The organism is Halorubrum sp. LN27 (assembly GCF_016635065.1).
In the GTDB taxonomy this organism is placed as follows: Archaea; Halobacteriota; Halobacteria; order Halobacteriales; family Haloferacaceae; genus Halorubrum; species Halorubrum salipaludis.
Window position 1 is genome coordinate 2,056,922 of the sequence record NZ_JAEPET010000001.1, and the last position, 22,855, is coordinate 2,079,776.

Sequence of the window (22,855 nt, forward strand, 5' to 3'; positions counted from 1 at the left end):
ACGCTGCCGTCCTCAGTCCCCCGCGACCGCGAACCGCGAGGCGTCGCCCTCGGCGGTCGGCGCGGTGACGAGCGAGACCCCGACGGTGAGGAGCGCGGAGAGGACCATCAGCCCGAGCGCCACGTCCCAGCCGCCGGCGACGGTGCGGGGCAGGGTCGGGACGGCGCCGACGACCGCGGACAGCACCACCGCGAGGTACGCGACCTGCGGCACGAGCACGCCGGCGATCATGCCGGAGCGCGTCGTCCGGTCCCAGTAGAGCGCGCAGATCACCGGGAGCGCCAGCAGCGCGAACCCGGAGAAGGCGGTGTCGCCGACCTCGATCAGCGTCCCGGGCCGGAAGAGGCTCGCGACGAACGCGGCCAGCGCGAAGGCGGCGACGCCGATCCGGGCGATCCACGCCTCGCGGCGCTCTGACGCGTCGGCGTTGATCACGGGGCGGTACACGTCGCGGGTGAAGTACGACGAGCCGGAGAGCAGCATCGAGTCCGAGGAGGACATCATCGCGGCCATCGCGCCCGCGATCACGAGCGCGGCGAACCACGCCGGCGTGTACTCGTTCAAGACGACGGGGAGCACGTTGGCGCCCTCCGGCACCTCCACGGGCATCCCGACCGCCCACGCGCCGAGCATGAACGCGGGGAGGAAAAGGAGGAGGACGAGGACGGGCCACAGCGCGAACGACCGCTTCAGCGTCTCGCCCGACTTCGCGACGAAGAACCGCTGGTTGATCTGCGGGAACATCGTCACGCCGAACGCGATGGTGATCGCGGTGGAGACGATGAATCCGGGCGAGTAGAGGCCGCCGCCGAAGCTCCCGAAGTCGGGCCGCGCGTCGAGCATGGCGCCGGTGGCGGCGCCGACGCCGCCGACCGCGGAGACCACCCAGACCGCGGCGATCCAGACGACGGAGAGCATGAACAGCCCCTGGACGGTGTCGGTCCACGCGACGCCGCGCATCCCGGCGAGGACGACGTAGAGGATCATGAAGGCGGTGACCAGCGCCGCGCCGCCCCAGTACGGGACGATGCCGCCCGTGAGCCCCACGAGCGCCTCGCCCGCGCCCATCTGCTGGAGCATGACGTACGGGAACAGCCAGAGGAGGCTCACCCCGGCGACGAGCGCCCGCAGGCCCACAGATCCGAACCGGTCGCCGAGCATCTCCCCGAGCGTGACGTACCCGTGCCGGTCCCCGATCAGCCACTGCTTGTAGCCGATCGCGTACCACAGCACCGCGAACAGTACCCCGTCAAGCGTCCCCATCACGATCAGCCACTCCGGGCCGGCGGCGAACGCGAGGTTCGGCCCGCCGAAGAAGGTGAACGCCGAGAGGAGGGTGGCGAACGTGGTGAAAAGCAGCACGACCGTCCCGATCGACCGGTTCGCGAGGTAGTAGTCCTCGGCGGTGGCCTCGGAGACGCGGTAGGCGACCAAGCCGACCGCGAGCGCGAACAGGAGGTAGCCGACGACGACCCCGAGCGAGAGCGCGAGCGTCACGGCCGGTCACCCCCGAGCGCCGGGCCGGATTCCGATCCCGGCCCCGCTTCCGCCCCGGTCTCCGGCCGGAGACCCATACCGCGCTCCCACGCGCCGCTCCGGACGAACAGCGAGAACAGGGCGGCGCAGAGCCCGAGCCACGCCACGTGCCACCAGATCCACACCGGTAGTCCGGCGACGACTCGATCGACTCCCCACAGCGGCCACGGCACCGCGAAGGCGACGAGGACCGCGAACGTCGGTATCCACACGAGATCTCTCCGAGATCGACTCATGTGGAACGAGGTTAGAACCTGGTGACTAAATAGTGTTGGTCTAGTTCGATAGAGTATATCGAAGAGGATTTTTCTTCAATCGGTGGCCACGCAGGGGCGTGCGATAACTATTTTCGCCGACGTGCACAACGACGCACGGGCGGCCGGCGCCGCCCGATCATCATCATTCACTCATCATGAAAGACACCGAAAAATACCTCATCCACGCCACCATCGCGGCCGACGGCGTCGTCGAGCGGAGCGACGTCGTCGGCGCGGTGTTCGGCCAGACCGAGGGGCTCCTCGGCGACGAGCTGGACCTGCGGGACCTCCAGGAGTCCTCGCGGGTCGGCCGGATCGACGTCGCCGTCGAGTCCGAGAACGGCCAGTCGTTCGGCGAGGTCACGGTCGCGTCGAGCCTCGACAAGGTCGAGACCGCGATCCTCGCCGCCGCCCTGGAGACGATCGACCGCATCGGCCCCTGCCACGCCTCGGTGGAGGTGACGAGCATCGAGGACGTGCGGGCGGCGAAGCGCCGCGAGGTCGTCGAGCGCGCCAAGGAGCTCGTCGCCGGCGGCTTCGAGGAGACCAGCCTCCGGAGCGACGACATCTTAGAGGAGGTCCGCGAGGCCGCCCGCGTCGAGGGGATCGTCGACTACGAGGGGCTTCCGGCCGGCCCCCGCGTCGGCGACTCCGACGCCGTCATCGTCGTTGAGGGGCGCGCGGACGTGTTGACGCTGCTCGAGTGCGGCATTAAGAACGCGGTCGCCGTCGAGGGGACGAACGTCCCCGACGCGGTCGCCGACCTCACCGCGGACCGCACCGTCACGGCGTTCCTCGACGGCGACCGGGGTGGCGAGCTCATCCTGCGCGAGCTCGCGCAGGTGGGCGACGTGGACTACGTCGCCTTCGCCCCGCCCGGCGAGTCGGTCGAGGACCTCGACCGCAACGCCGTCTTCGAGGCGCTCCGCGGGAAGGTCCCGTACAGCAGCCTCGCCGACGAGCCGAACCTCCGCGAGGCGGCCGCGGGCGGCTCGGGGGACTCCCCCCTCGACGGCGACGGGACCGGGCTCCCGGGCGGAGCGGCCGAGCCCTCGGACGATGGGGAAGGCGAAAACGCGACCGAGTCGAGCCAAGCGGGCGACGACGGGGTTCAGAGCGTGACGGACAGCGATCTCGCGGACGTGATCGAGGAGTCTTCGTCGTCCGCAGCGATCGACGGCAACGAGGCCGACGAGGGGCACGCGGAGGCCCACGGCGACGAGGCGGGTTCCGCCGACACCGCCGGCGGCGATCCTAACGGCTCCGACCCGGACACCGGCGAGGCGGAACCAGCGAGTGCGGAGTCGGACGGCGAGGCGGACGCCGAGACCGACGACGAACGCGCGGAGGGCGGAGCGCCCGACGACACCCCCCTCGACGACGAGCCGCGCTCGATCGAGGAACACGTCCAGGAGGTCGTCGACGCCGGCAGCGACCGCGCCCGGCTGCTCGGCGACGACCGCGGCGTCCTCGCCGAGGTCGACGCGGCCGACGCCTTCGACGCGGTCGAGAGCGCGGAGACGGCCCCGCACACGGTCGTCGTCGACGGGCGGATCGACCAGCGCCTGCTCGACGTCGCCGCCCAGCGCGGGGTCAGCGAACTGCTCGGCCGGGAGGTCGGCGAGTTCGTCAAACGACCCGTGGGAACGCGCGTGCTCACGGTCGGCGACCTCCGCGCCGGGAGCTGACGACGGACCGACGAGAACCGGACGTGAACGGGGTTCGCTGTCCCCGCTTCGTCGAACCCCCGTTTATCGGCGAGAACGAGATCAAACAGCTGTTCGGCGGAGATCCCGTTTCGATCGACTGTAGGAGTGAGTCTTGCAGATCGGTCGTGGCGAGATGGTATCTAAACAGCCGTGAGCGGAATCGACGACCACTTATAAAAACGGCGCGGTGGCGCGTGCCGCCGAGCGCCCCTCGGGCGCGAGGTGCACGCGCGAGGGAGTCAGTCGCCGGAGCGAAGCGACGGCGACTGACGAGGCTGGGGAGGGATGAGGTGCTGTGCGGTTGCGGTGGGGTGGGACTCAAAGGGGCAGCTGCGAGGACGAAGCACGGCGACGCAAGCACTGGAAGGAGCGAGCGATGCGAGCGACTGAAGCGCGCAGCGAGCCGCGCGAGTCCTCGCAGCTGGGGCTTTGCAGGCCTTCACCGCAACACCGTCGATCACCTATAATCACCTATAAACACCCACCAGCACACCACAATTAGACTTATAAACAACCGGCCCACCGCAATGATTCACGTACTCCCGCCGTGGCTTACGGTCCGAGGTATCCCCACGCCTGCAGTCGATCGCCGTCACCGTTGATCCAGCGCTCGCCGATGTCGTCGCGGTAGTACATGTTCGGCATCACGATCTCGTCAATCCGGTCGTACGCCTGCTCGCGCGCGGCTCCCATCGTCTCGCCCTTCCCGGTCACGACGATGGGCATACCGTTGTCGCCCGCGACGCGCCACTGCCCGTCGACGCGCTTCGCGTCCTCCAGGTGGATCCCCTCGCGGCGCTCCGTCTCGAACACCACGGCCGCGTTCCGGGAGTTCTCGTCGTACGTCTTGTCGTCGTCGAACGGGAACGGCGGGAGGACGACCCGAACCGCGATCTGGTAGCCGTTGTGGACCTCTAGTTCGGGGTCGTTTCCGTGCGCGAGATCGGAGAAGAACTCGCCGGTGGACGACTCGATCGACTCCTCCTGTAAGGCGATCGTCGGGTAGCCGAACCGCGGCGTGAACTCCAGCGGGTAGATCCCTGTCTCGTTGACGATGCAGTTGATGTCGATGCTCCCGACGTACCCCTCGTCGGCGAGCCAGCCCTCGAGCTTGCCGAACGTCTCCTCGAACAGCTTGTTCTGCCCGGCCCAGAACATCGACGTGCCCATCTCACCGGTCGACGGGCCGATGTTGCCCGGGAACAGCTTCTTGTGCTCGAAGTTGAAGTTGACCTGATCGATGAACTCCTCGCCGTTGAAGAACCCGCAGATGGCGACCTCGACGCCCTCGACCTTCCGCTGGAGCTGGAACCCCTTCATGCGGTGGCCCCACGCCTTCTTGTATGCCTTCAGCACGTCGACCACGTCGCTGCCGTCGTCCTCGTTGCCGACGTAGAGGAGCCGTTTGACGTTCTGCACCTCGCCGAGCGGCTTGATCACGTACGGCGCGGGATGCTGCTGGACGTGCTGGATCCCGGCGTCGAAGTCGTCGAAGACGTGGTGTTCGACGGTGTTGACGCCGTGCTCCTCAAGGACTTCCATCGCGTAGCCGCGGTCCTCCTCGAGTCGGTCGGTGTTCGGCGTGCCGCCGACGACGGCCTTCCCCCGCTCACGGAGCTCCCGTGCGAGCTCTCCAGTGCCGACGTCGGAACCGACCCAGATGTCGTCGAAGACGATCACGTCGGCCCACTCCACCTCCGCGCGCCAGTCGTCCGTCTTGGGGACGAACCCGTCGCCGATCTCCCGGTCGCTTTCGGCCTCGATGTAGTACTTCACGTCGTGGCCCTCGCGGTGGACCTGCCACGCGAGGTCGGTGATCAGCGCGGCGTCCGCGGAGACGAACAGGAACCGTTCGGTGTCCATGGCGGCACGTCTTCCGGCGGGGACTTGAGTGTGTCTCCGTCCCGGACGGCGGCGGGGTCGAGACCGATCGGGCTCGGTCGACTACTGCCCGACCACGTCGGGTTCGAGCGCGCCGACCTCGTCGAGGATCGTCTCGACGTTCTCCTCGGCGACGCCGTTCTCTCTGAGCGCCTCCGCGAGGTAGGTCGCGACGCGACCGAACGCCTCCTCCGTGATCCCCATCCCCTCGTGGGCCGCCCGCATGTCCGCGCCCTCGTAGGAGACCGGGCCGCCGGCGACCGCGCTGATGAACTGGACCTGGTGGGCGTACAGCGCCTCGCGGTCGACGCCCTCGAAGTACGGTTCGAGGACGGCGTCGTCGAAGACGCGGTCGTAGAAGTCCGAGACGACGGCCTCGACGGCCTCGCGGCCGCCGATGTCGGCGTAGATCGACTGGGTGTCGGGCATCGCGTCGATCGACTTCGTTGCGACGGAAGACGCCTCCGAAAGAACATGTTCGGGGAGGTCCGTGTCGGTCGATCGATCCCCCGAATACGTTCGGGGGAACACGCACCCCGACGCCGACCGACGCTCGGGTATGAGCACCGACCGGTCCGAGGGGGCCGTTGTCCGATCCGAGACGGACCCGGAGGGTTCCGAACCGTCGCCCGATCCGGAGCCAGAACGAACCGAATCGCCGCCAGATTCGGAACCGGAACCGTCCGAGTCGCCGCCCGATCCGGAGCGACTACGGAGGCGGCTCCGCCGCCGAACCGACGAAATCGAGCGGCGTGAGGTCGAGGCGGCCGTCTCGGCGCTCGACGCGCGCGGCGGCCTCACGGAGGAGCAGCGCGAGACCGTTCGGGAGCTCGGGTCCGCGCTCGCCGACGAGCTGATCGCAGGGCCGGATCGGACGCTGGAGCGGGCGGCTCGAGACCAGGAGGCGGAGGGGCGGGAACGAGAGCGAACGCGGTCGATCCGGCGGCTCTTCGATCTCGGCGAGGCGTAGCAATCGTCACGAGGTCGCGGCGTAGCAATCGCGCGGCGAGGCCTCACTCCTCGGTCTTCGGGAACTCCGCGACGAACTCGTCGGGCGCGTTCTGTCGCACCTCGTAGGCCTCCTCGTCGAACGCGGGGACTTCGGCCGCCATCTCGTAGTACAGCGGCTTCGGCTCGTGGTCGTTGACGATGGTGAGCGTCTCGCCCGGCTCCATCTCCTCGAACTCCTCGTGGATCGTGTCGTGGCGGTTCACCGGCTGGATCTCGCGGACGTCGAGTCTGGGCATGCGATCGGAGAGTCGGGCCCGTCCGAATTCCGTGTTGAGCCGAATACGTTCGGGGACACGCACTCGCCGGCGGGTCCCGAACTCCCGGCCGTGACAGCGATCACTGCCACGCCGACGACCGGTACCGAGAGCGACCACCGCACGCCGTCCGTCCGGAGGGGTGAGTGACGTGCCGGCGACCGACTTCGACGCCGAACGGCGCTACGACGACGAGCGGTTCTCGACCAGCGAGGTGTTCCGGAGCGACCGCATGAAGGTCGTCTGCGGCTACTTCGAGCCGGGGCAGTTCATCCCGGTCCACGCGCCCGACAGCGACGTGGCGATCACGGTCCTGTCCGGCTCCGGGGTCGTCCGAGAGGGCGAGACTGACCGGGAGGTGGATCCTGGCGACGTCGTCGTCGTGCCCGCCGGGACCGCGCGCGGCGTGAAGGCGAGCGAGGGGGAGCGACTGGAGGCCTCGCTCGTCACTGCTCCGCCGCCGACCGACGCGGAGCACGACCCCGTCAGAGCGGGACTCAAACGCGGGGAGTTCGATCCGCGGGCCGGAGGAGAGTAGCGGTCTCGACGGGCCGAGAGACGCGGAGCGTTCCGACAGTAGTTTCGACTTTTCAAACTCTTATTTATGAAGTCCAAAGTTAACTTCTGATTAATAAATGCCGCAGCGGCCAGTAGCCAGATTTTTATTTGAGGTGGATAAAGAATCGATGACGCCGAATGCGTGACGACTCCGCTTTCGAAACGGGCGACCCCGACCTCCACGCGGCCGGTCGCGCTCGCGACGCCGGCACCGGATTTCGGGAGGCCCGGCTTCGACGGGTGGAGTCCCGTGCAGGCGCTTTCGGTACGGTTGCGACCGAACCAACCACGGAAACTCAACGATAATGCCAAGAGACAACACCGATTGGTGGCCGAATCAGCTAGACCTGGACGTCCTCGACGAGCACGCCGGGAACCCCGGACCGCTCGATGACGACTTCGATTACGCCGAGGCGTTCGAGGAGCTTGACCTCGACGAGGTGAAAGCCGACATCGAGGAGGTAATGACGGATTCGAAGGACTGGTGGCCGGCCGACTACGGCACGTACGGGCCGCTCTTCATCCGGATGGCCTGGCACAGCGCCGGGACGTACCGGACGCACGACGGGCGCGGCGGCGCCTCCGGCGGGCGACAGCGGCTCCCGCCGCTCAACAGCTGGCCCGACAACGTCAACCTCGACAAGGCGCGACGCCTGCTCTGGCCGGTCAAACAGAAGTACGGCCGCAAGCTCTCGTGGGCCGACCTGATCGTCCTGACCGGGAACGTCGCCCTCGAGTCGATGGGCTTCGAGACGTTCGGCTTCGCGGGCGGTCGCGAGGACGACTTCAAGCCCGACGACGCCGTCGACTGGGGTCCCGAAGACGAGTGGGAGTCGACCTCGGCGGAGCGGTTCGAGGAGGACGGTCGGCTCGACGACGCGCTCGGTAACACCGTCATGGGCCTCATCTACGTGAACCCGGAGGGCCCGAACGGCGAGCCGGATCTGGAGGGCTCCGCGGCGAACATCCGCGACACGTTCAGCCACATGGCGATGGACGACAAGGAGACGGTCGCGCTCATCGCCGGCGGGCACACCTTCGGGAAGGTTCACGGGGCCGACTCCGGCGACAACCTCGGCCCGGAGCCCGAGGACGCGCCGATCGACCTGCAGGGCCTCGGCTGGGACAACGACTTCGGCGAGGGGAAGGGCCCCGACACGATCACCAGCGGGATCGAGGGGCCGTGGAACGCCACGCCGACCCAGTGGGACCTGAGCTACGTCAACAACCTGCTCAGCTACGAGTGGGAGGCGGAGAAGGGCCCCGGCGGCGCGTGGCAGTGGACGACGAAGAACGACGAGCTCGACGGCGCCGCCCCCGGCGTGCAGGACCCCTCCGACAAGGAGGACGTGATGATGCTCACGACGGACGTGGCGCTGAAACACGACGACGACTTCCGCGCGGTGTTAGAGGAGTTCCGCGACGACCCCGACGAGTTCCAGGACGCCTTCGCGCGGGCGTGGTACAAGCTCATCCACCGCGACATGGGCCCGCCGGAGCGGTTCCTCGGCCCCGAGGTCCCCGAGGAGACGATGCTCTGGCAGGACCCGCTCCCCGACGCCGACTACGAGGTCGTCGGCGACGCGGAGGTCGCCGAGCTCGAGGACCTGATCTCAGAGTCCGACCTCTCGGTCTCCGAGCGGGTCAAGACCGCGTGGGCGTCCGCGTCCACGTTCCGCTACAGCGACAAGCGCGGCGGCGCGAACGGCGCGCGGATCCGCCTCGAACCCCAGCGCAGCTGGGAGGTCAACGACCCCGCGGAGCTGGAGTCCGTGCTGGAGACGTACGAGGAGATTCAGGCCGAGTTCAACGAGTCGCGCGACGACGACACGCGGGTGTCGCTCGCCGACCTCATCGTCCTCGGCGGCAACCTCGCCGTCGAGGAGGCCGCCGCGGCCGCCGGCCACGACGTCGACGTGCCGTTCGAGCCGGGCCGCGTCGACGCCACGCAGGAGCAGACGGACGAGGAGTCCTTCGAGGCGCTCAAGCCGGAGGCAGACGGCTTCCGCAACTACCTCGGTGACGACCTGCCCCACAAGCCGGAGGAGGAGCTGGTCGACAAGGCCGAGCTGCTGAAGCTGACGGTCCCCGAGATGACGGTGCTCGTCGGCGGGCTGCGCGTCCTCGACGCGAACTACGACGGCTCCGACCGCGGCGTGTTCACCGACGAGCCGGAGACGCTCACGAACGACTTCTTCGTCAACCTGCTCGACTTCGACCGCGAGTGGGAGTCCGTCGACGAGGACGACGAGGTCTTCGAGCTCCGCGACCGCGAGACCGGCGAGGTCGACTGGACCGCGACGCGATTCGACCTCATCTTCGGGTCGAACTCCCGCCTCCGCGCCGTCTCCGAGATCTACGGCGCCGCCGACGGCGAGGAGCAGTTCGTCGACGACTTCGTCGACGCGTGGAGCAAGATCATGAAACTCGACCGCTTCGACCTCTAACGGTCGGACTGGAGCGGTTTTCGCGGGCAACACTTTTTCGAACCGCGGACGCGGCCGTCACCGAATTCGGAGTCGACGATACGCAGGCACTGCGGCGCTGATCACCCGAGGAAGTACCGCGTCCACGGATACCGTTCGACGAGCGCGGTGCCCCCGATGTCGTACTGTTCGATGTAGGCGTCGAGGCCGAAGATCCTGCCCGCCCCGAACGCCGCGACGGAGAGGAACACCAGCAGGTACGCGAAGTCGCCGTTGATGTAGCCGTGGGAGATGTCCCAGTTGCCGAAGTAGAACAACAACATCATGAACGCGCCCCAGAACGCGGCGAGCCGGGTCAGACAGCCGACTATCAGCCCGAGGCCGATGAACAGCTGTCCCCACGGGACCGCGACGTTCACGAAGTCCATGAACAGTGGCGACTGCGCCATCGAGGCGAAGAGGTCGGCCAGCGGACTCCCGTTCGCCGCCGGCGCGTTCTGGAGATACCCGGCCGCGCTGAACTCGCCGCCGAGCAGCTTGCTCGACCCCGCCTGAAGGAACGCGAGCCCCATCATGAGCCGAAGGGCGAGGATGAACCAGACGCTCAGGGTGTGGAGCTGCCCTTCCGCGCTCAACCCGCCGACCGTACTTCTGAGTGTTACTTCTTTCGATGACATATACGCAGATCTACAATACAGTTATAAATAATTATCTCCGGGATCCGTCGTCTCCGGGCGTCTGACGGCCGCTCACCACACCGGCGCGAGCAACAGCCCGACCGTGACCGAGATGAAGACGAGTTTCAAGGCGGTGTTGACGGCGATCACCTTGGTGCCGAACTCGGCGCCCCAGATCCCGTACTGGAAGGGGATCGAGCGCCGGAACGTGGAGACGGCGAAGGAGAGGATCCCCCCGATGAGCAGGCTCGCGACGCCCGTCCGGACGGTGAACGTCCCCTCGGCGGTGCCGGCCAGCGTCACCGCGCCGGCGGTCGTGTCGAGGGTGTAGACGGCGATCACGGGGACCGCGGCGCCCGGGAGCCCGAGCGCGCCCGTGATCGGTTCGGCGACGCTCGTCAGGGCCGCCACGTCGACGTTGCTGACGAGTCCGATCACGAGGGTGTAGACGACCGCGAGCCGCGGGACGATCCGGCGGAGCGTGGACCACGACTTCCCGGCCGCTTCGCGGACGCGCTCCCGGCTGGTGCGGTCGTCGGCGTCGGGACCGCTCGCGTCGACCTCGGCGAGCGCGCCGCGGTCGACGTTGCGCTCGGACAGCAGGACGCCGCCCGCGAGCACGCCGGTGACCGTGATCGCCAGCGCGATCCCGGCGCGCGCGGAGACGTAGACGACCCCGGTTTCGACGCCCAAAATCGGGATCATCACGGGGACGTAGTAGGTGAACACGTGCTGGACGAACCCGAAGAACGTGTTGATGGTCACGGCGACCAGCGTCGCCCGGTCGTCCAGCAGGCCCGACTCGCGGTACTCGGCGAGCGTGGCGTACCCCGCCGTCGTCGACGCCGCGGTCGTGAGGATCGCGGTGCCGACCTCGTCGGGGAGGTTCGCGGGCCGGGTGAGCCACCCGGCGAGTCCGGCGACGTACCGGATCAGCCCGAACGCGACCGCGACGTTGGCGGCGAAGACGCCGACCGCGATGAACGCCGCGATGCGGGCGAGCCGCGGGGCGACCTCGACGAGCAGGGCGACGAGTTCGGCGGCGACCGATTGCACTACCGGCCCTACGCGGTCGCCGACCTAATGGCCATCGGAATCGTGAACGGCCGGTCGGATCCGCGCCGCGCGGGGCTTATGGGAGCCCCGGCCGAACCCCCGGCAATGGCACCCGCCGAAGACGACATCTCGATCGAGGAGAAGCGCGTGTACGCCGGGACGGCGGGCCGCACCGACGCCTACGTCGCCACCGAGAGCGGCGTCGTCCGGGTGGCGCTCTCGGCCGACAAGATCGGCGCGTTCGACATGGTCGCGCGCGACCCCGCCCGCGACGCCGCGGTCCTCCCGCGGCGAGACGCCCCGGACCTGCTCGGCGTCGCGACTCCGGACGGGCTCCGCGTCGCGCCCGTCGGCGACGACCTCGCGTTCGAAGCGGTCGACGCCGGCTCCGTCGGGTCGGAACCAATCGCCGCGGTCGGCGTCCACGACGGCGCGTTCCTCGTCGCGGGCGACGACGGCCGGATCGACCGTCTCGAAGTCGGCGATGGGGGCACCGATTCGGCCGTGACCGCGGTCGGAGACGTCTCGGAACCGCGCGCGGTCGACGGCCCCCTCGTCGCGGCCGCGGACGGGGTCCACCGGGTCGTCGAGGGCGACGGCGTCGGCGACGGCCCCGAACTCGCCGCGGTCGGCCTTGACGACGCCCGCGACGCCGCGGGGACCGGGATGCCCCTCGCGGCGACCGCGGCCGGGGTCTACTGGCTCGGCAACGGGTGGATGACGGCGCTCTCGGGCGACGCGACCGCGGTCGCCGCCGACGTCGACGATCACGCGATGGCGGTCGTCGACGGCGACCTGCTCGTCCACGGTGGGGACGACGCCGAGTGGGGGACCGAGTCGTGGGCCGCGGCGGAGCTCCCGGTCGACGAGGAGCCGGTCGCGCTCGGGTACGGTCCTGGCGTGTCGGTGGCCGTCACCGACGCCGGCACGCTCTGCGTCGACGCCGGCGACGGGTGGCGGCACCAAGTCGTCGGGGTTCGAGGAGTCGCCGGCGTCGCGCTCGCGGTCGTGGAGTGACGAGATACGAAGTAGCACCTCGGTTCGATTTATAAGCAGTTACCGGCAGATCGGCGGTGAACAACGCCAAATTCCCGACGGATCGCTTATAAGTGGCTGACAGTGGATCGACAGTGAACACGTCCAAAGCCCCAGCCGCTCGCTTATAAGTGGCTGACAGCGGATCGACAGTGAACACGTCCAAAGCCCCAGCCGCTCGCTTATAAGTGGCTGACAGCGGATCGACAGTGAGCACGTCCAAAGCCCCAGCCGTGAGGACTCGCGCGGCTCGATGCGCTCCTCGACCGCTCACTCCGTTCGCGGTCTGCGGTGCTTTCGTCGCCGTGCTTCGTCCTCGCGGCTGCCCCTTTGAGTCCCACCCGCCCGCACCGCAACCGCACCTCACGCCTCCCCAGCCTCGTCGGCCGGCGCTTATAAGCGCCGGCCGCTCCCTCGCACGCGCTCCTCACGGCCGCCGATGGCGGCCGCTCGGAGGCGCGCGCCACCGCCCTGATCGCTTATAAACAAACCACCGCTCCCCAGGCAGACCGTCTGTCCTACGCGCTCGGCAGGTCGATCTCGTCGCCGTCAGCGTAGACGGTCGGGTTCCGGAGGATCCCGTCGAGGTGAACCGGGGCGTCGGTCTCGCCGCCGATGCCGGCGTTGTCGCCGATCGCGATGTGGACCGTGCCGCCGGCCTTCTCGTCTAAGAGGACGGAGCCGACGAGCTCGTCGACGCCGACGTTGGTCCCGATTCCCAGCTCCGCGAGGTTGTACGCGGCGTCACCGACGGACTCCGCGGCGGTCTCGAGCTCCTCGCGGACCGCGTCGTCGCCGACGGACGTGACGAGCCCGTCCTCGACCTCGAACGTGAGGGTCTGACCCTCGTCGAGCAGCCCGTGGGGCATCATCGTCCCGTCGACCACGTAGGTGCCGGTCGCTGTCTCGGGCGCGACGAACACCTCGCCGGCGGGGAGGTTCGAGAAGTCGCCGGGCTCGTGGACCATTCCCGTGTCGGCGAGCCACTCGCGGTCGCCGATTCCAAAGGTGGTGTCGGTGCCAGCGGGCGAGCTCACCCGGATCTCGTCGGCGTCGCCGACCTGCGCGAGCACGTCGTCGCAGGCGGCGTCGATCGCGGCGTAGTCGGCGTCGAGCCCGGTCGTGAACACGTCCTCCGTGATCCCCGGCAGGGTCGCGCCGCGCGCGCCGGCCTCGCAGGCGTTCCCGCGGGCGCGGGTGTGACTCAGGCTCTTCGTCGTCGGCGCGAGGAAGGCGTCGCTCTCGGCCATCGCCGCCGCGACCGGCGCGGGCGGCTCGGTCCCGTGCTGGTCGGCCGGCGGATACCGGAGGATCGTCGCGTCGTCCGTCACGGCGCTCGCGGCCTCGTAGAGCGCCACCCCGATTCGTTCGCGCTCGTCGTCGGTGACGACGACCACTGACTCGTCCGGCGCGACGCGCAGGCACTGCTCGACGGCGGTCTCGGCGGCGTCCGCAAGCTCGCTCGACATGCCCGCCGATCCGCGACGACGGGCGTTAGTCCTTCCCATCGACGACTCATTTACTCTGTTTCGAAATTCAGTTTTGTCTCGAAGGCGCGCGAATTAACCGACCGATTACTCTCGGCGTAGTTAATTTCTTCTTGCTTCTCTCGAAAACATTATGCTGTTCCCCGAGCGACCGACACCTATGACACGCGTGGGCGTCAACGGATACGGGACGATCGGGAAACGTGTCGCGGACGCGGTCGCGGCCCAGCCCGACATGGAACTCGTCGGCGTGACGAAGACGAGCCCGGACTACGGCGCCGAGGCCGCGCTCCGCCGCGGCTACGACCTGTACGCAGCGCTCGACGACCGAGTCGCCGCCTTCGAGGACGCCGGGCTCGACCTCGCCGGGACCCTCGCCGACCTCCTCGACGCGGTCGACGTGATCGTCGACTGCGCGCCGAGCGGGGTCGGGGAGCGCAACCGCCCGACCTACGAGGCCCACGACACGCCCGCGATCTACCAGGGCGGCGAGGACGCCGCGATCGCGGACGCCTCCTTCAACGCCCGCGCCAGCGCGCCGATCCGCAACGCCGACTCGCTCCGGGTCGTCTCCTGTAACACGACCGCGCTCTCGCGGCTGCTCGCCCCGCTCGACGAGTCCTACGGCGTGGAGAAGGCCCGCGTCACGCTCGTGCGGCGGGGCGGCGACCCGAGCGAGACGAACCGCGGACCGATTAACGACGTGGTGCCCGACCCGGCGACGGTGCCGTCGCACCACGGTCCCGACGTGAACACGATCCTCGGGGACGTCGACGTCGACACGGCCGCGCTGAAGGCGCCGGTCACCGGCATGCACACCCACAGCGTCAACGTCACGCTCGAGGCGAAGCCGACCACCGAGGAGGTGCGCGAACTGCTCCGCGGCGAGACGCGGATCTTCCTGATCCCAGAGGACGCCGGAATCGACGGCGCCGGGACCCTGAAGGACTACGCGTCCGACCTCGGACGGGCCCGCGGCGACCTCTGGGAGAACTGCGTCTGGGAGGAGTCGATACGCGTTCAGGGCCGGGACCTGTACCTGTTCCAGAACGTCCACCAGGAGGCGGACGTGGTGCCCGAGAACGTCGACGCGGTCCGCGCCCTCGCGGGCGATGTCTCCCGGGAGGAGTCGGTGGCGCGAACGAACGAGACGCTCGGCGTCGGAATCGACAGCCTGCTCTCCGACGGCGGCGCTCCCCGCGATCAGGTCGCCGCGGACGACTGACCGGGACTCCCGCGGATCGCGTTGCTTACTCCGCGGGCGTCGTCACGAGGAACGTCCGCCCGCCGCGGCGTTCGAGGTGGACCTCGCTTCCCTGCACGCGGTTCATCCGCGCGCGATCGGCGATCCGATCGGTTCGACACTCCGTGACGTCGACGCGGGTCGGCGTCGCGTATCGGGGTTGCTCGTGGCTCGTCGCGCTCATACTTCCCCCGAGAGCCGGAACGCCCGTATAAGCGAGCCATCCGCGGAGTGAAAGTGAAAGTGGAGGCGTTGACGGTCCAAGCGGGGGAACGATCCGACAGTCGCCGTCGAGACTACCGCCGGAGCCCGGCCTCCTCGTCGCCTTCGACGAACCGCACGGTGAAGTAGTCGTAACCGCCGTAGGCGGCGTCGAGCGCGCCCAGCCACCAGTTCCAGCGCTCGACGACCGAGGAGCCGTCGGGCGCGTCGCCGAGGTGGTCGATCACGCCGGGCACGGTGAGCGCGTGCCCGCGGTCCCGGGAGGGTCGCCCCGAGTCGGCGAGGTCGCGGGCCGCCCGAGCGACCGCCCGCCGCTCGGCTTCGGTCCCGCCGAACTCCGACTCGAGGGCCTTCTCCAGACGCTGTCGGTCCATGAGCGGGGCTACGGGACCGGAGTATATGAGTCGCGTGGTAGGGGGTGGCACGTCCGGTGTCGGCGACGCGTCGGGCTCGCCTCCGCGGCCGTCACAGGCGGGCTGCGAGCGCGAGGAAGAGGAGGCTAAAGGGCGCCGTCAGCAGCGCTAGCAGCGCCCCGGCCGCCGGCTCGCCGGCCGCGAGGGCCATCGCGAGGCCGACGACGAGCGAGGCGGAGCCCACGACCGCGAGGATGATGCGCTCCGGAACGCTGGCCCGGTCGGGGCCGTCGCTCCGCGCGAGCGTCGCGTCCAGCGCCCGCTCGACCTCGTCGGCGCGGTCCGCGGGGACGAACAGCCACGGGGTCGAGCGGTACCACGCGTTCCCGCGGTACGCGAGCAGGAACACGGTCGTCCACGGGAGGTCGATCCGACGGGTGCGGATCACGGAGCCGAGGTCGTCCGAGCGCGTCCGGTCGTGACTCAGGTACGTCCGCTCGATCGTCTCGGCGGCCGGGTCGAGCCGCAGGTCGGTCCCGCGCGAGCCGGCGAGTACGGGGAAGAGCGTGGCGAACGCGAGGAGCAGCGGTGCAAACCCCGAGAACAGCGATAACGTGGCCGAGACCGGGCCGGAGCCGATCGCCGCCGCCACGACCGCGAGCACGACTCCCGCCCCGGCGAGGGTCCAACCGATCCGGAACCGCGAGCGGTCGAACGAGTAGTCGCCGAACTGCGACCGGAGTTTGCGGCGTCGCTCCGGGGACATCTGGTCGTACGCCACGATCCAGTAGAGCAGCGACACCGGGCCGCCGACGAGGAGGACGACGAGCAACGCCCACGTCGGCGCCGGCGGGCCGCCACCGTCGAGGAGCGAGGCGCCGACGGTGACAGCGACGACCGAGAGGGCCACGAGCACGAGTCCGGCCACGGTCGCGCTCGCACCGAACGCAAGCGACCGCAGGCGATCGAAGCGGACCGGCCCCCACTCGACGACGCCTCGGTCGGGCTCGGTGTCTGTATCTGTCCCGGTGTCCGCGTCTGTCTCGGCGTCCGTGTCGGGCTGAGAGTCGGAAATTGCGCCGGCGTCGGCCTCGGACTCAGGAACGGGCTCTCGATCCGCCGACAACTGCGTCCCGTCGCTCGACGCGCCGGACTCGGAGGGCATGGGCGCTCGTTGGGTCGGTGACGGCTTAAATTCGGTCGTCGCACCGGTCGATGGATAGATCTCGGGAACCCGGACGCCGTCGAACCCGGTGTCGGAACGGGAAACCGACGTGCGGCGACTATTTACCCCGCGACCGGCTACCCCGTGTCATGACAGACTGGCGCGCCGTCGGCTACGGGTTCGTCGTGATGCTGATCGCCGGGCTCCTCGCGACGTTCGCCCCGGTCGTGGGGCACATCGGCGCCGGGCTGATCGGCGGGTTCGTCGCGGGCTACGTCGCCGGCGGCGGGCTGCTCTCGGGGATGTGGCACGGGCTGCTCGCGGGGTCGGTGAGCGGGGTCGTCGTTACCCTCGTCCTGGCAGCGTTCGGCGGGCTCGTGGGGCTCGCCGGGGGACCTCTCGGCAGCCTGCTCGGCGGCGCCGGCGTGCTGGTCGTCGGGCTGTTCGTGACGTTCCTGTTCGCGATCGACTCGGCGCTCGCGGGCGCGATCGGCGGCGTGCTCGGGGATTGAGGCTCGCTTCTTCGCGATCGGACGATTCGGTAGGATCGATGAGTGGATCTCACCGACTGGCGCGTGCCGACGGCCGCCCGAAGGGCGGGAGTCGCACGCGCGAGGGACGCCGCGAGCGCAGCGAGCGGCGAGGCTGGGGAGGCGTGAGGTGCGGTTGCTGTGCGGTCGGTGGGGCTCGAAGGGGCAGCCGCGAGGCCCCCGAGTCCTCGCGGCTGGGGCTTCGGTGGTGTTCGCAGACGAACGAGCACCAACCGCGTACAGCCGAGCGGCTGGGGCTTTGGGAGAGTACGTCGTCGATCCGGTTTCGGCAATCGCCTATAAAATATCGCGGTGTCAAAACGCGGTCACTGCTGGATCGAAAACGACCCTGTCTCAGCGTATTACGCGCTCTCGACCGCGTCGAGGACGGCGTCGTAGTCCGGCTCGTTGGTCGGGTCGTCGGCGACCCAGTCGTAGACGACCTCGCCGTCGTCGTCGATCACGAAGACGGCGCGGTTCGCGATCCCGTGGAGGCCCAGGTCGGCGATGTCCATCTCCAGCCCGTACGCCCGGATCGCGTCGCCGGCCATGTCGCTCACGAGGTCGAACTCGATCCCGTGCTCCTCGCGGAACGCGCCCTGCGAGAACGGGGAGTCGGCGCTGATCCCGAACAGCGTCGCGCCCGCGTCGTCGAACTCGGCGGCGCGCTCCTGGAACGCCACCATCTCGTTCGTGCAGGGGGGCGTGAACGCGCCGGGGAAGAAGGCGAGCACGACCGGCCCGTCGCCGACGTGGTCGTCGAGGTCGAACGGTTCGTGGTCGCTCGTGCCGACCGTCGCGGTGAACGTGGGTGCGGAGTCGCCTGTGGATACCATCGCTTACGGATAGGGCTGATTCGCCCAAAAGGCTTGTTTCACCCCCGGCGAGAACCGGCACCCGGAGAGCCGGCGGGCCGGCTACTCCCGGTCGAGGTACTCCTGTTGGATCGCGACGACCGCCGCGGAGTCTTCGCACTCCGCGTACCGCCGGAGCGGCTCCTCGTTGAGTTCGAGGAACGTCTCGCCCCACGTGAACTTCGCCATGACTCGCTCCGCGTGGTCGTACTCGCCGAGGATCGCGAGCGCGGCCGCGAACGCCTCGACGGTCGTGAGCTGCATCGGCCGCCCGAAGTTCACGGGGTTGGCGGCGACGAGGTAGGGGAGCGCGCGGTGCTCGCCCGGCAGCGAGAACATCTTCTCCCCGGCCGACTCCCACGAGCAGTCGAGCGCGACCAGGGCGTTCTCGGCGGCGAGGTCGGCGTCTGCGGGCGAGAGCGCGCGCTCGGCGTGGGGGTTCAAGACGACGCCGTAGGGCGTGGCGCGGTCGGAGCGGTGGAGCTCCGCGAGGTCGAACCGCGCGAGCTTCCGGGCCGTGCACTTGTCGGGGTCGTCGTCGCCCTCGTACCGGACGTGCAGGTCCACGGTACGAGATTGGCGGTGTCGTTGATAAGGCGTGCGGAGGGAGTCAGCGCAAAAATGGTCGCGGCCGTCGACCGCCCCCAGTCACGGGGCGCGGGTCCGCGTCATGATCGGCTCGGAGTCGCCGCTTTCGGGCGGGACGCGGGTCTGCGTCTCGATCGGATCCAATTCGCCTTCGGTGGGTGGTTCGCTCATCGCAGATGGCGCTCGCGCCTCATCACGGATAACTTTTCGGCCCAAAGAATCATTATTTCGCTGATCTCCTAATACACGTTTGTTACTACGGCGCAAATTTCTAAGGAGATGGTGTTATCACTCTGAAAATCAACTGTCCGTGTACTTTTTATCTCCTCTCCGACTCAAGCCCCACTCCGGTACCCGCAAACCGCTCCGGATACCGTCAAACCGGCCCGGTACCGGCGGGGTTTTTCCTCGTCGCCGCGCAGGTGCGTGTATGGAGCTGTTCGCGGTTCCGGACCTCCCGGAGATCCGGGAGGGAGACGACCTGGCGGCCATGATCGACGAGCGCGTCGACCTCCGCGAGGACGACGTGGTCGTCGTCGCCAGCACCGTCGTCTCGAAGGCGGAGGGGCGCGTCTTCGACCTCGACGACTTCCCGGCGAGCGAGCGCGCCGAGGCGGTCGCGGACCGGCTCGCGGAGATCGCCGGCGAGGAGAAGGACCCGCGGTTCGCCCAGGCCGTCATCGAGGAGTCGACGGAACTGATCATGGAGGCGCCGTTCCTCCTGACCGCGACCCGCTTCGGTCACATCGGCGTCAACGCCGGGATCGACCGGTCGAACGTCCCCGACGGCGACCTGCTGCTGCTCCCGGAGCGCCCCTCCGAGAGCGCGGCGCGGATCCGCGAGGGCCTCCCGGCCGACCGCGTCGTCGTCAGCGACACCTGCGGGCGCCCCTTCAGACACGGCCAGCGCGGGGTCGCGATCGGCTGGGCCGGAACCCCCGCCAGCCGCGACTGGCGCGGCGAGCGCGACCGCGACGGCCGCGAGATGGGCGTCACCGTCCAGAACGTGATCGACGAGCTCGCGTCCGCCGCCAATCTCGTCGCCGGCGAGGGCGCCGGCGGCACTCCGGTCGTCGTCGTCCGCGACTGGGCGTTCGGCGACCACGACGGCTCGGACAACCACTTCCGCGAGCCGGAGGGCGACTTCGTGCGGCAGGCCCTCCGCGACTGGGAGTTCCAGGCGTAACCACCACCCATGCTCGGCATCGAACTCACTCCCGAACACGACCCGTCCCGCCTCGTCGACCTCGGCGTCCGCGCCGAGGACGCCGGCTACGACGCCGTCTACTCGACGTGTCACTACAACAACCGCGACCCGTGGGCGTTCCTCTCACAGCTCGCGACCGCGACGGACTCGGTCCGGCTCGGCCCGGGCGTCGCCAACCCCTACGAGACCCACCCCGTCACGCTCGCCTCGAAGGTCGCCACCCTCGACGAGCTGTCGGGGGGCCGCGCCGTCTTCGGGCTCGGTCCCGGCGACCCCTCGACGCTGCGGAACCTCGGTCTCGAAGACGAGCGCGGGCTCCGGCCCGTGTTGGAGGCGTTCAAGACCGCCCAGAAGCTGTGGGCCGGCGAGCGCGTCGACCACGAGGGGACCTTCGACGCCGCGGGCGCCGGGCTCAACTACGAGCCGCCGCAGGGCGCCGGTATTCCGGTCCACGTCGGCGGCGAAGGGCCGCACATGTGCCGGATGGCCGCGAAACACGCCGACGGCCTGCTGTACAACGGATCGCACCCGAAGGACCTCGCGTGGGCCCGCGAGCAGGTCGACGACGGGCTCGCCGACCGCCCGGAGCACCGGGGCGAGTTCGAGCTGATCGCCTACGCGGCGGTCTCGGTCGCCGAGGAGGCGGCCGCCGCCCGCGAGGCCGCCCGGCCGCCCGTCGCGTTCATCGCCGGTGGCGCGCCCCCGCCGGTCCTGCAGCGACACGGGATCGACCCGGACGCGGCCGACGAGATCGGTGACCGCGTCTCGGCCGGCGAGTTCTCCGCGGCCTTCGAGCGCGTGACCCCCGAGATGATCGACGCGTTCTGTATGGCCGGCACGCCCGAGACCGTCCGCGAGCGCGCCGCCGCCGTCGCCGAGCACGCCGACGGGCTCGTCGTCGGGTCGCCGCTCGGTCCGGATCTGGAGGCCGCGGTCGAGCTGGCGGCCGAGGCCGTGGACGGGATATTTTAGTTGCTCCTCAGAATTCTCGCTCGTTGAGAATCGAGAATCGGCCCTGATAACTCCGGGGTGAGCTTCATAAGCCGCTCCCGTCGACCCCCTGTATGTCGACGACACGACGGCGGCAGCCGGGTCTCCGCGGGCGGTACGAGGACCTCCTGTGGGGAACGATGGACCGCCTCGGGATATCCGAATCGATAGAGCGCAAGGTCGTCACGGCCGTCGGGATCCAGTTCCTCGTCACCGTCGGGATCTTCCTGACGCAGTTTCTGGTCTCTGGAACGCTCTCGTACGTGATCTCAGGCGCCCTGTTTCTCGGCGCCGTCGTCGCGATCTACAACACCCTCCTCATCGTGCGCCGGGACTTCGTGGCGCCCCTCAAACAGCTGGAGACCGGCGCCGACGCGATCGCCGCGGGCGAGGTCGACGCGGTCGGGTCGAAAGACGGCTCCGACACCGCACTGACCGGCAGCGACCAGCCCGACGAGATCGGGAGCCTCGTGAACTCCTTCGTCGCGGTCGAGCGCTACCTCGGGACCGTCTCCGCGCAGGCCGAGGCGCTCGCGGCCCAGGAGTTCGACGACCCCGCGCTCGACGAGGAGGTGCCGGGGGCGTTCGGCGACTCGCTCGACGAGATGGCCGGGAACCTCGAGGCGTACACGACCGAGCTCGAGTCGCTCGTCGACGCCTTCGGCGACGCGGCGGCGCGCGCGCGAGACGGCGACCTGACCGCGACGATCGACGGCGGGGAGCTGGCGACCGACGGGGACCGATACGCGGAGCTCGTCGGGAACTACAACCGGCTCGTGACCACGCTCGGCGGGACCGTCGGCGAGGTCGGATCGTTCACGGAGGTGGTCGCGGACGCGAGCGACGACGTGCGCGCGAGCATGGACGAGGTCGACGACGCCAGCGAGGAGGTCGCGCGCTCGGTCCAGGAAATAAGCGACGGCGCCGCCGAACAGACCGAGGAGCTGGAGTCGGTCTCCGGCGAGATGAGCACCCTCTCGGCGACCGTCGAGGAGATCGCGGCGTCGGCCGACGACGCGGCCGCGACCGCCCGGAGCGCGGCGGAGCGGGGGAAGGCCGGCCGCGAGGAGGCGGCGGAGGCGATCGCGGAGCTGGAGGCGCTCGAGGCCGGCATCGCCGAGACGGCGACCGCGGTGGCTGACCTCGTCGACCGGGTCGGGGAGATCGACGAGATCGCCTCCGTGATCGACGGGATCGCCGAGGAGACGAACCTGCTCGCGCTGAACGCCTCGATCGAGGCGGCGCGGGCCGACGGCTCCGGCGACGGGTTCGCGGTCGTCGCCGACGAGGTGAAGGCGCTCGCCGAGGAGACCCGCGAGGAGGCCGCCGCGATCTCCGGGCGCATCGACGAGGTGCAGGCGGCGTCCGCGGAGACCGCCGCCGACGTGGACGAGATGGAGTCGCAGGTGTCGGACGGCGTCGACACGATCGAGTCGACCCTTCGGGAGTTCGAGGAGGTCGTCGAGGACGTGACGACCGTCGACGAGACCGTCCAAGAGATAAGCGACGCGACCGACGACCAGGCGAGGACGACCCAGGAGGTCGTCGACATGGTCGACGACATCGCCTCGGTCAGTCGACAGACCGCGACCGAGGCCGAGACCGCCGCGGCGGCGGCCGAGGAGCAGACCGCGACGGTCTCGGAGGTCACCCGGCGGGTCCACGCGCTCTCGGACCAGTCCGACGAGCTGCTCGCGACGCTGGACGAGTTCGAGGTTCCCGAGGGCGACGGCGGTCGTCCGTCCGCGTCCGGGACCGAGCACCTCGGAGCGTCGGCTGCGGGTGCGGACGACGACTGAGAAGGGATCCGCGACCG

23 protein-coding genes are annotated in these 22,855 nt (G+C 69.5%); 10 read left to right on the forward strand and 13 right to left on the reverse strand.

Going from position 1 to position 22,855, the window contains the following annotated elements:
* Positions 1 to 12: 12 nt before the first annotated feature.
* Both JIN95_RS10025 and JIN95_RS10030 read right to left on the reverse strand, forming a co-directional pair.
* Complete coding sequence (locus tag JIN95_RS10025) at positions 13 to 1,497, reverse strand: sodium:solute symporter family protein (protein ID WP_200531354.1); 1,485 nt, start codon at positions 1,495 to 1,497, stop codon at positions 13 to 15.
* On the reverse strand, positions 1,494 to 1,772 hold the full coding sequence (locus tag JIN95_RS10030; protein ID WP_200531355.1) for a DUF3311 domain-containing protein: 279 nt from the start codon (positions 1,770 to 1,772) through the stop codon (positions 1,494 to 1,496). Before JIN95_RS10030 ends, JIN95_RS10025 begins: the two co-directional genes overlap by 4 nt.
* A gap of 176 nt (positions 1,773 to 1,948) precedes the next feature.
* Between JIN95_RS10030 and dnaG the strand changes: the two genes are divergently transcribed.
* Positions 1,949 to 3,481, forward strand: coding sequence for a DNA primase DnaG (dnaG, locus tag JIN95_RS10035; RefSeq protein WP_200531356.1), 1,533 nt, complete (start codon positions 1,949 to 1,951; stop codon positions 3,479 to 3,481).
* A 573-nt stretch (positions 3,482 to 4,054) separates the two neighbouring features.
* Here the strand turns inward: dnaG and JIN95_RS10040 are convergent.
* Both JIN95_RS10040 and JIN95_RS10045 read right to left on the reverse strand, forming a co-directional pair.
* Positions 4,055 to 5,365: a phosphoribosylamine--glycine ligase gene (locus JIN95_RS10040; protein WP_095637701.1), complete on the reverse strand. Its 1,311-nt coding sequence runs from the start codon at positions 5,363 to 5,365 to the stop codon at positions 4,055 to 4,057.
* 81 nt (positions 5,366 to 5,446) lie between these two features.
* Positions 5,447 to 5,812, reverse strand: coding sequence for a group 1 truncated hemoglobin (locus JIN95_RS10045; protein WP_200531357.1), 366 nt, complete (start codon positions 5,810 to 5,812; stop codon positions 5,447 to 5,449).
* A gap of 130 nt (positions 5,813 to 5,942) precedes the next feature.
* On the opposite strand from JIN95_RS10045, the gene JIN95_RS10050 reads away from it, so the two are divergent.
* Positions 5,943 to 6,353 (forward strand): glutamyl-tRNA reductase, encoded by a 411-nt coding sequence (locus JIN95_RS10050; RefSeq protein WP_200531358.1) that lies wholly within the window; start codon positions 5,943 to 5,945, stop codon positions 6,351 to 6,353.
* A gap of 43 nt (positions 6,354 to 6,396) precedes the next feature.
* Here JIN95_RS10050 and JIN95_RS10055 read toward each other — a convergent pair whose 3' ends face one another.
* The gene (locus JIN95_RS10055; RefSeq protein ID WP_095637703.1) at positions 6,397 to 6,630 is read right to left on the reverse strand and encodes a DUF2249 domain-containing protein; all 234 of its coding nucleotides are present in this window, start codon (positions 6,628 to 6,630) and stop codon (positions 6,397 to 6,399) included.
* A 169-nt stretch (positions 6,631 to 6,799) separates the two neighbouring features.
* Here JIN95_RS10055 and JIN95_RS10060 point away from each other — a divergent pair, with 169 nt between their 5' ends.
* Both JIN95_RS10060 and katG read left to right on the forward strand, forming a co-directional pair.
* Entirely contained in the window at positions 6,800 to 7,186 is a 387-nt protein-coding gene (locus JIN95_RS10060) for a cupin domain-containing protein (protein ID WP_095637893.1), read from the forward strand.
* Positions 7,187 to 7,511: 325 nt separating this feature from the next.
* Positions 7,512 to 9,653, forward strand: a complete 2,142-nt coding sequence (gene katG, locus JIN95_RS10065; protein WP_200531359.1) for a catalase/peroxidase HPI — start codon at positions 7,512 to 7,514, stop codon at positions 9,651 to 9,653.
* A 101-nt stretch (positions 9,654 to 9,754) separates the two neighbouring features.
* Here katG and JIN95_RS10070 read toward each other — a convergent pair whose 3' ends face one another.
* Complete coding sequence (locus JIN95_RS10070; protein WP_200531360.1) at positions 9,755 to 10,309, reverse strand: DoxX family protein; 555 nt, start codon at positions 10,307 to 10,309, stop codon at positions 9,755 to 9,757.
* A 72-nt stretch (positions 10,310 to 10,381) separates the two neighbouring features.
* Positions 10,382 to 11,365 (reverse strand): nucleoside recognition protein, encoded by a 984-nt coding sequence (locus JIN95_RS10075; RefSeq protein WP_095637706.1) that lies wholly within the window; start codon positions 11,363 to 11,365, stop codon positions 10,382 to 10,384.
* A 105-nt stretch (positions 11,366 to 11,470) separates the two neighbouring features.
* Here JIN95_RS10075 and JIN95_RS10080 point away from each other — a divergent pair, with 105 nt between their 5' ends.
* Positions 11,471 to 12,382, forward strand: a complete 912-nt coding sequence (locus JIN95_RS10080) for a hypothetical protein (RefSeq protein WP_200531361.1) — start codon at positions 11,471 to 11,473, stop codon at positions 12,380 to 12,382.
* 536 nt (positions 12,383 to 12,918) lie between these two features.
* Here the strand turns inward: JIN95_RS10080 and JIN95_RS10085 are convergent.
* Positions 12,919 to 13,869, reverse strand: coding sequence for an aminopeptidase (locus tag JIN95_RS10085; RefSeq protein WP_200531362.1), 951 nt, complete (start codon positions 13,867 to 13,869; stop codon positions 12,919 to 12,921).
* 178 nt (positions 13,870 to 14,047) lie between these two features.
* Between JIN95_RS10085 and JIN95_RS10090 the strand changes: the two genes are divergently transcribed.
* Positions 14,048 to 15,112, forward strand: a complete 1,065-nt coding sequence (locus tag JIN95_RS10090) for a type II glyceraldehyde-3-phosphate dehydrogenase (protein ID WP_095637710.1) — start codon at positions 14,048 to 14,050, stop codon at positions 15,110 to 15,112.
* A 25-nt stretch (positions 15,113 to 15,137) separates the two neighbouring features.
* Here JIN95_RS10090 and JIN95_RS10095 read toward each other — a convergent pair whose 3' ends face one another.
* The 3 genes from JIN95_RS10095 to JIN95_RS10105 form a co-directional block, all read right to left on the reverse strand.
* Entirely contained in the window at positions 15,138 to 15,314 is a 177-nt protein-coding gene (locus tag JIN95_RS10095; RefSeq protein ID WP_198951569.1) for a hypothetical protein, read from the reverse strand.
* A 112-nt stretch (positions 15,315 to 15,426) separates the two neighbouring features.
* Complete coding sequence (locus tag JIN95_RS10100) at positions 15,427 to 15,726, reverse strand: hypothetical protein (RefSeq protein WP_095637711.1); 300 nt, start codon at positions 15,724 to 15,726, stop codon at positions 15,427 to 15,429.
* Positions 15,727 to 15,817: 91 nt separating this feature from the next.
* Complete coding sequence (locus tag JIN95_RS10105) at positions 15,818 to 16,870, reverse strand: hypothetical protein (protein ID WP_200531363.1); 1,053 nt, start codon at positions 16,868 to 16,870, stop codon at positions 15,818 to 15,820.
* Between the two features lie 149 nt (positions 16,871 to 17,019).
* On the opposite strand from JIN95_RS10105, the gene JIN95_RS10110 reads away from it, so the two are divergent.
* Positions 17,020 to 17,382, forward strand: a complete 363-nt coding sequence (locus JIN95_RS10110) for a DUF5518 domain-containing protein (protein WP_200531364.1) — start codon at positions 17,020 to 17,022, stop codon at positions 17,380 to 17,382.
* Between the two features lie 380 nt (positions 17,383 to 17,762).
* On the opposite strand, the gene JIN95_RS10115 is transcribed toward JIN95_RS10110, so the two are convergent.
* Both JIN95_RS10115 and JIN95_RS10120 read right to left on the reverse strand, forming a co-directional pair.
* The gene (locus JIN95_RS10115) at positions 17,763 to 18,236 is read right to left on the reverse strand and encodes a redoxin domain-containing protein (protein ID WP_095637714.1); all 474 of its coding nucleotides are present in this window, start codon (positions 18,234 to 18,236) and stop codon (positions 17,763 to 17,765) included.
* Between the two features lie 81 nt (positions 18,237 to 18,317).
* Positions 18,318 to 18,821 (reverse strand): DUF367 family protein, encoded by a 504-nt coding sequence (locus JIN95_RS10120; RefSeq protein ID WP_200531365.1) that lies wholly within the window; start codon positions 18,819 to 18,821, stop codon positions 18,318 to 18,320.
* A gap of 451 nt (positions 18,822 to 19,272) precedes the next feature.
* Here JIN95_RS10120 and JIN95_RS10125 point away from each other — a divergent pair, with 451 nt between their 5' ends.
* From JIN95_RS10125 to JIN95_RS10135, 3 genes are all read left to right on the forward strand, one after another.
* A complete protein-coding gene (locus tag JIN95_RS10125; RefSeq protein WP_200531366.1) occupies positions 19,273 to 20,028 on the forward strand; it encodes a coenzyme F420-0:L-glutamate ligase in 756 nt (251 codons plus the stop codon).
* A 9-nt stretch (positions 20,029 to 20,037) separates the two neighbouring features.
* Positions 20,038 to 21,021 carry a 5,10-methylenetetrahydromethanopterin reductase gene (locus JIN95_RS10130; RefSeq protein ID WP_095637717.1) on the forward strand — a complete coding sequence of 328 codons (984 nt, stop codon included), beginning with the start codon at positions 20,038 to 20,040 and terminating at the stop codon, positions 21,019 to 21,021.
* Between the two features lie 158 nt (positions 21,022 to 21,179).
* Positions 21,180 to 22,838 (forward strand): methyl-accepting chemotaxis protein, encoded by a 1,659-nt coding sequence (locus JIN95_RS10135; protein WP_200532141.1) that lies wholly within the window; start codon positions 21,180 to 21,182, stop codon positions 22,836 to 22,838.
* Positions 22,839 to 22,855 lie beyond the last annotated feature (17 nt).

What these genes read in the sequence shown, in the direction of transcription:
- JIN95_RS10030 (WP_200531355.1), bottom strand. Translation starts at nt 1,772, where the DNA reads ATGAGTCGATCTCGGAGAGATCTCGTGTGGATACCGACGTTCGCGGTC.
- JIN95_RS10055 (WP_095637703.1), bottom strand. Translation starts at nt 6,630, where the DNA reads ATGCCCAGACTCGACGTCCGCGAGATCCAGCCGGTGAACCGCCACGAC.
- JIN95_RS10115 (WP_095637714.1), bottom strand. Translation starts at nt 18,236, where the DNA reads ATGGTATCCACAGGCGACTCCGCACCCACGTTCACCGCGACGGTCGGC.
- JIN95_RS10125 (WP_200531366.1), top strand. Translation starts at nt 19,273, where the DNA reads ATGGAGCTGTTCGCGGTTCCGGACCTCCCGGAGATCCGGGAGGGAGAC.
- JIN95_RS10090 (WP_095637710.1), top strand. Translation starts at nt 14,048, where the DNA reads ATGACACGCGTGGGCGTCAACGGATACGGGACGATCGGGAAACGTGTC.
- JIN95_RS10095 (WP_198951569.1), bottom strand. Translation starts at nt 15,314, where the DNA reads ATGAGCGCGACGAGCCACGAGCAACCCCGATACGCGACGCCGACCCGC.
- JIN95_RS10045 (WP_200531357.1), bottom strand. Translation starts at nt 5,812, where the DNA reads ATGCCCGACACCCAGTCGATCTACGCCGACATCGGCGGCCGCGAGGCC.
- JIN95_RS10110 (WP_200531364.1), top strand. Translation starts at nt 17,020, where the DNA reads ATGACAGACTGGCGCGCCGTCGGCTACGGGTTCGTCGTGATGCTGATC.
- JIN95_RS10105 (WP_200531363.1), bottom strand. Translation starts at nt 16,870, where the DNA reads ATGCCCTCCGAGTCCGGCGCGTCGAGCGACGGGACGCAGTTGTCGGCG.
- JIN95_RS10135 (WP_200532141.1), top strand. Translation starts at nt 21,180, where the DNA reads ATGGACCGCCTCGGGATATCCGAATCGATAGAGCGCAAGGTCGTCACG.
- JIN95_RS10130 (WP_095637717.1), top strand. Translation starts at nt 20,038, where the DNA reads ATGCTCGGCATCGAACTCACTCCCGAACACGACCCGTCCCGCCTCGTC.
- JIN95_RS10050 (WP_200531358.1), top strand. Translation starts at nt 5,943, where the DNA reads ATGAGCACCGACCGGTCCGAGGGGGCCGTTGTCCGATCCGAGACGGAC.
- katG (WP_200531359.1), top strand. Translation starts at nt 7,512, where the DNA reads ATGCCAAGAGACAACACCGATTGGTGGCCGAATCAGCTAGACCTGGAC.
- JIN95_RS10080 (WP_200531361.1), top strand. Translation starts at nt 11,471, where the DNA reads ATGGCACCCGCCGAAGACGACATCTCGATCGAGGAGAAGCGCGTGTAC.
- JIN95_RS10100 (WP_095637711.1), bottom strand. Translation starts at nt 15,726, where the DNA reads ATGGACCGACAGCGTCTGGAGAAGGCCCTCGAGTCGGAGTTCGGCGGG.
- dnaG (WP_200531356.1), top strand. Translation starts at nt 1,949, where the DNA reads ATGAAAGACACCGAAAAATACCTCATCCACGCCACCATCGCGGCCGAC.
- JIN95_RS10085 (WP_200531362.1), bottom strand. Translation starts at nt 13,869, where the DNA reads ATGTCGAGCGAGCTTGCGGACGCCGCCGAGACCGCCGTCGAGCAGTGC.
- JIN95_RS10040 (WP_095637701.1), bottom strand. Translation starts at nt 5,365, where the DNA reads ATGGACACCGAACGGTTCCTGTTCGTCTCCGCGGACGCCGCGCTGATC.
- JIN95_RS10070 (WP_200531360.1), bottom strand. Translation starts at nt 10,309, where the DNA reads ATGTCATCGAAAGAAGTAACACTCAGAAGTACGGTCGGCGGGTTGAGC.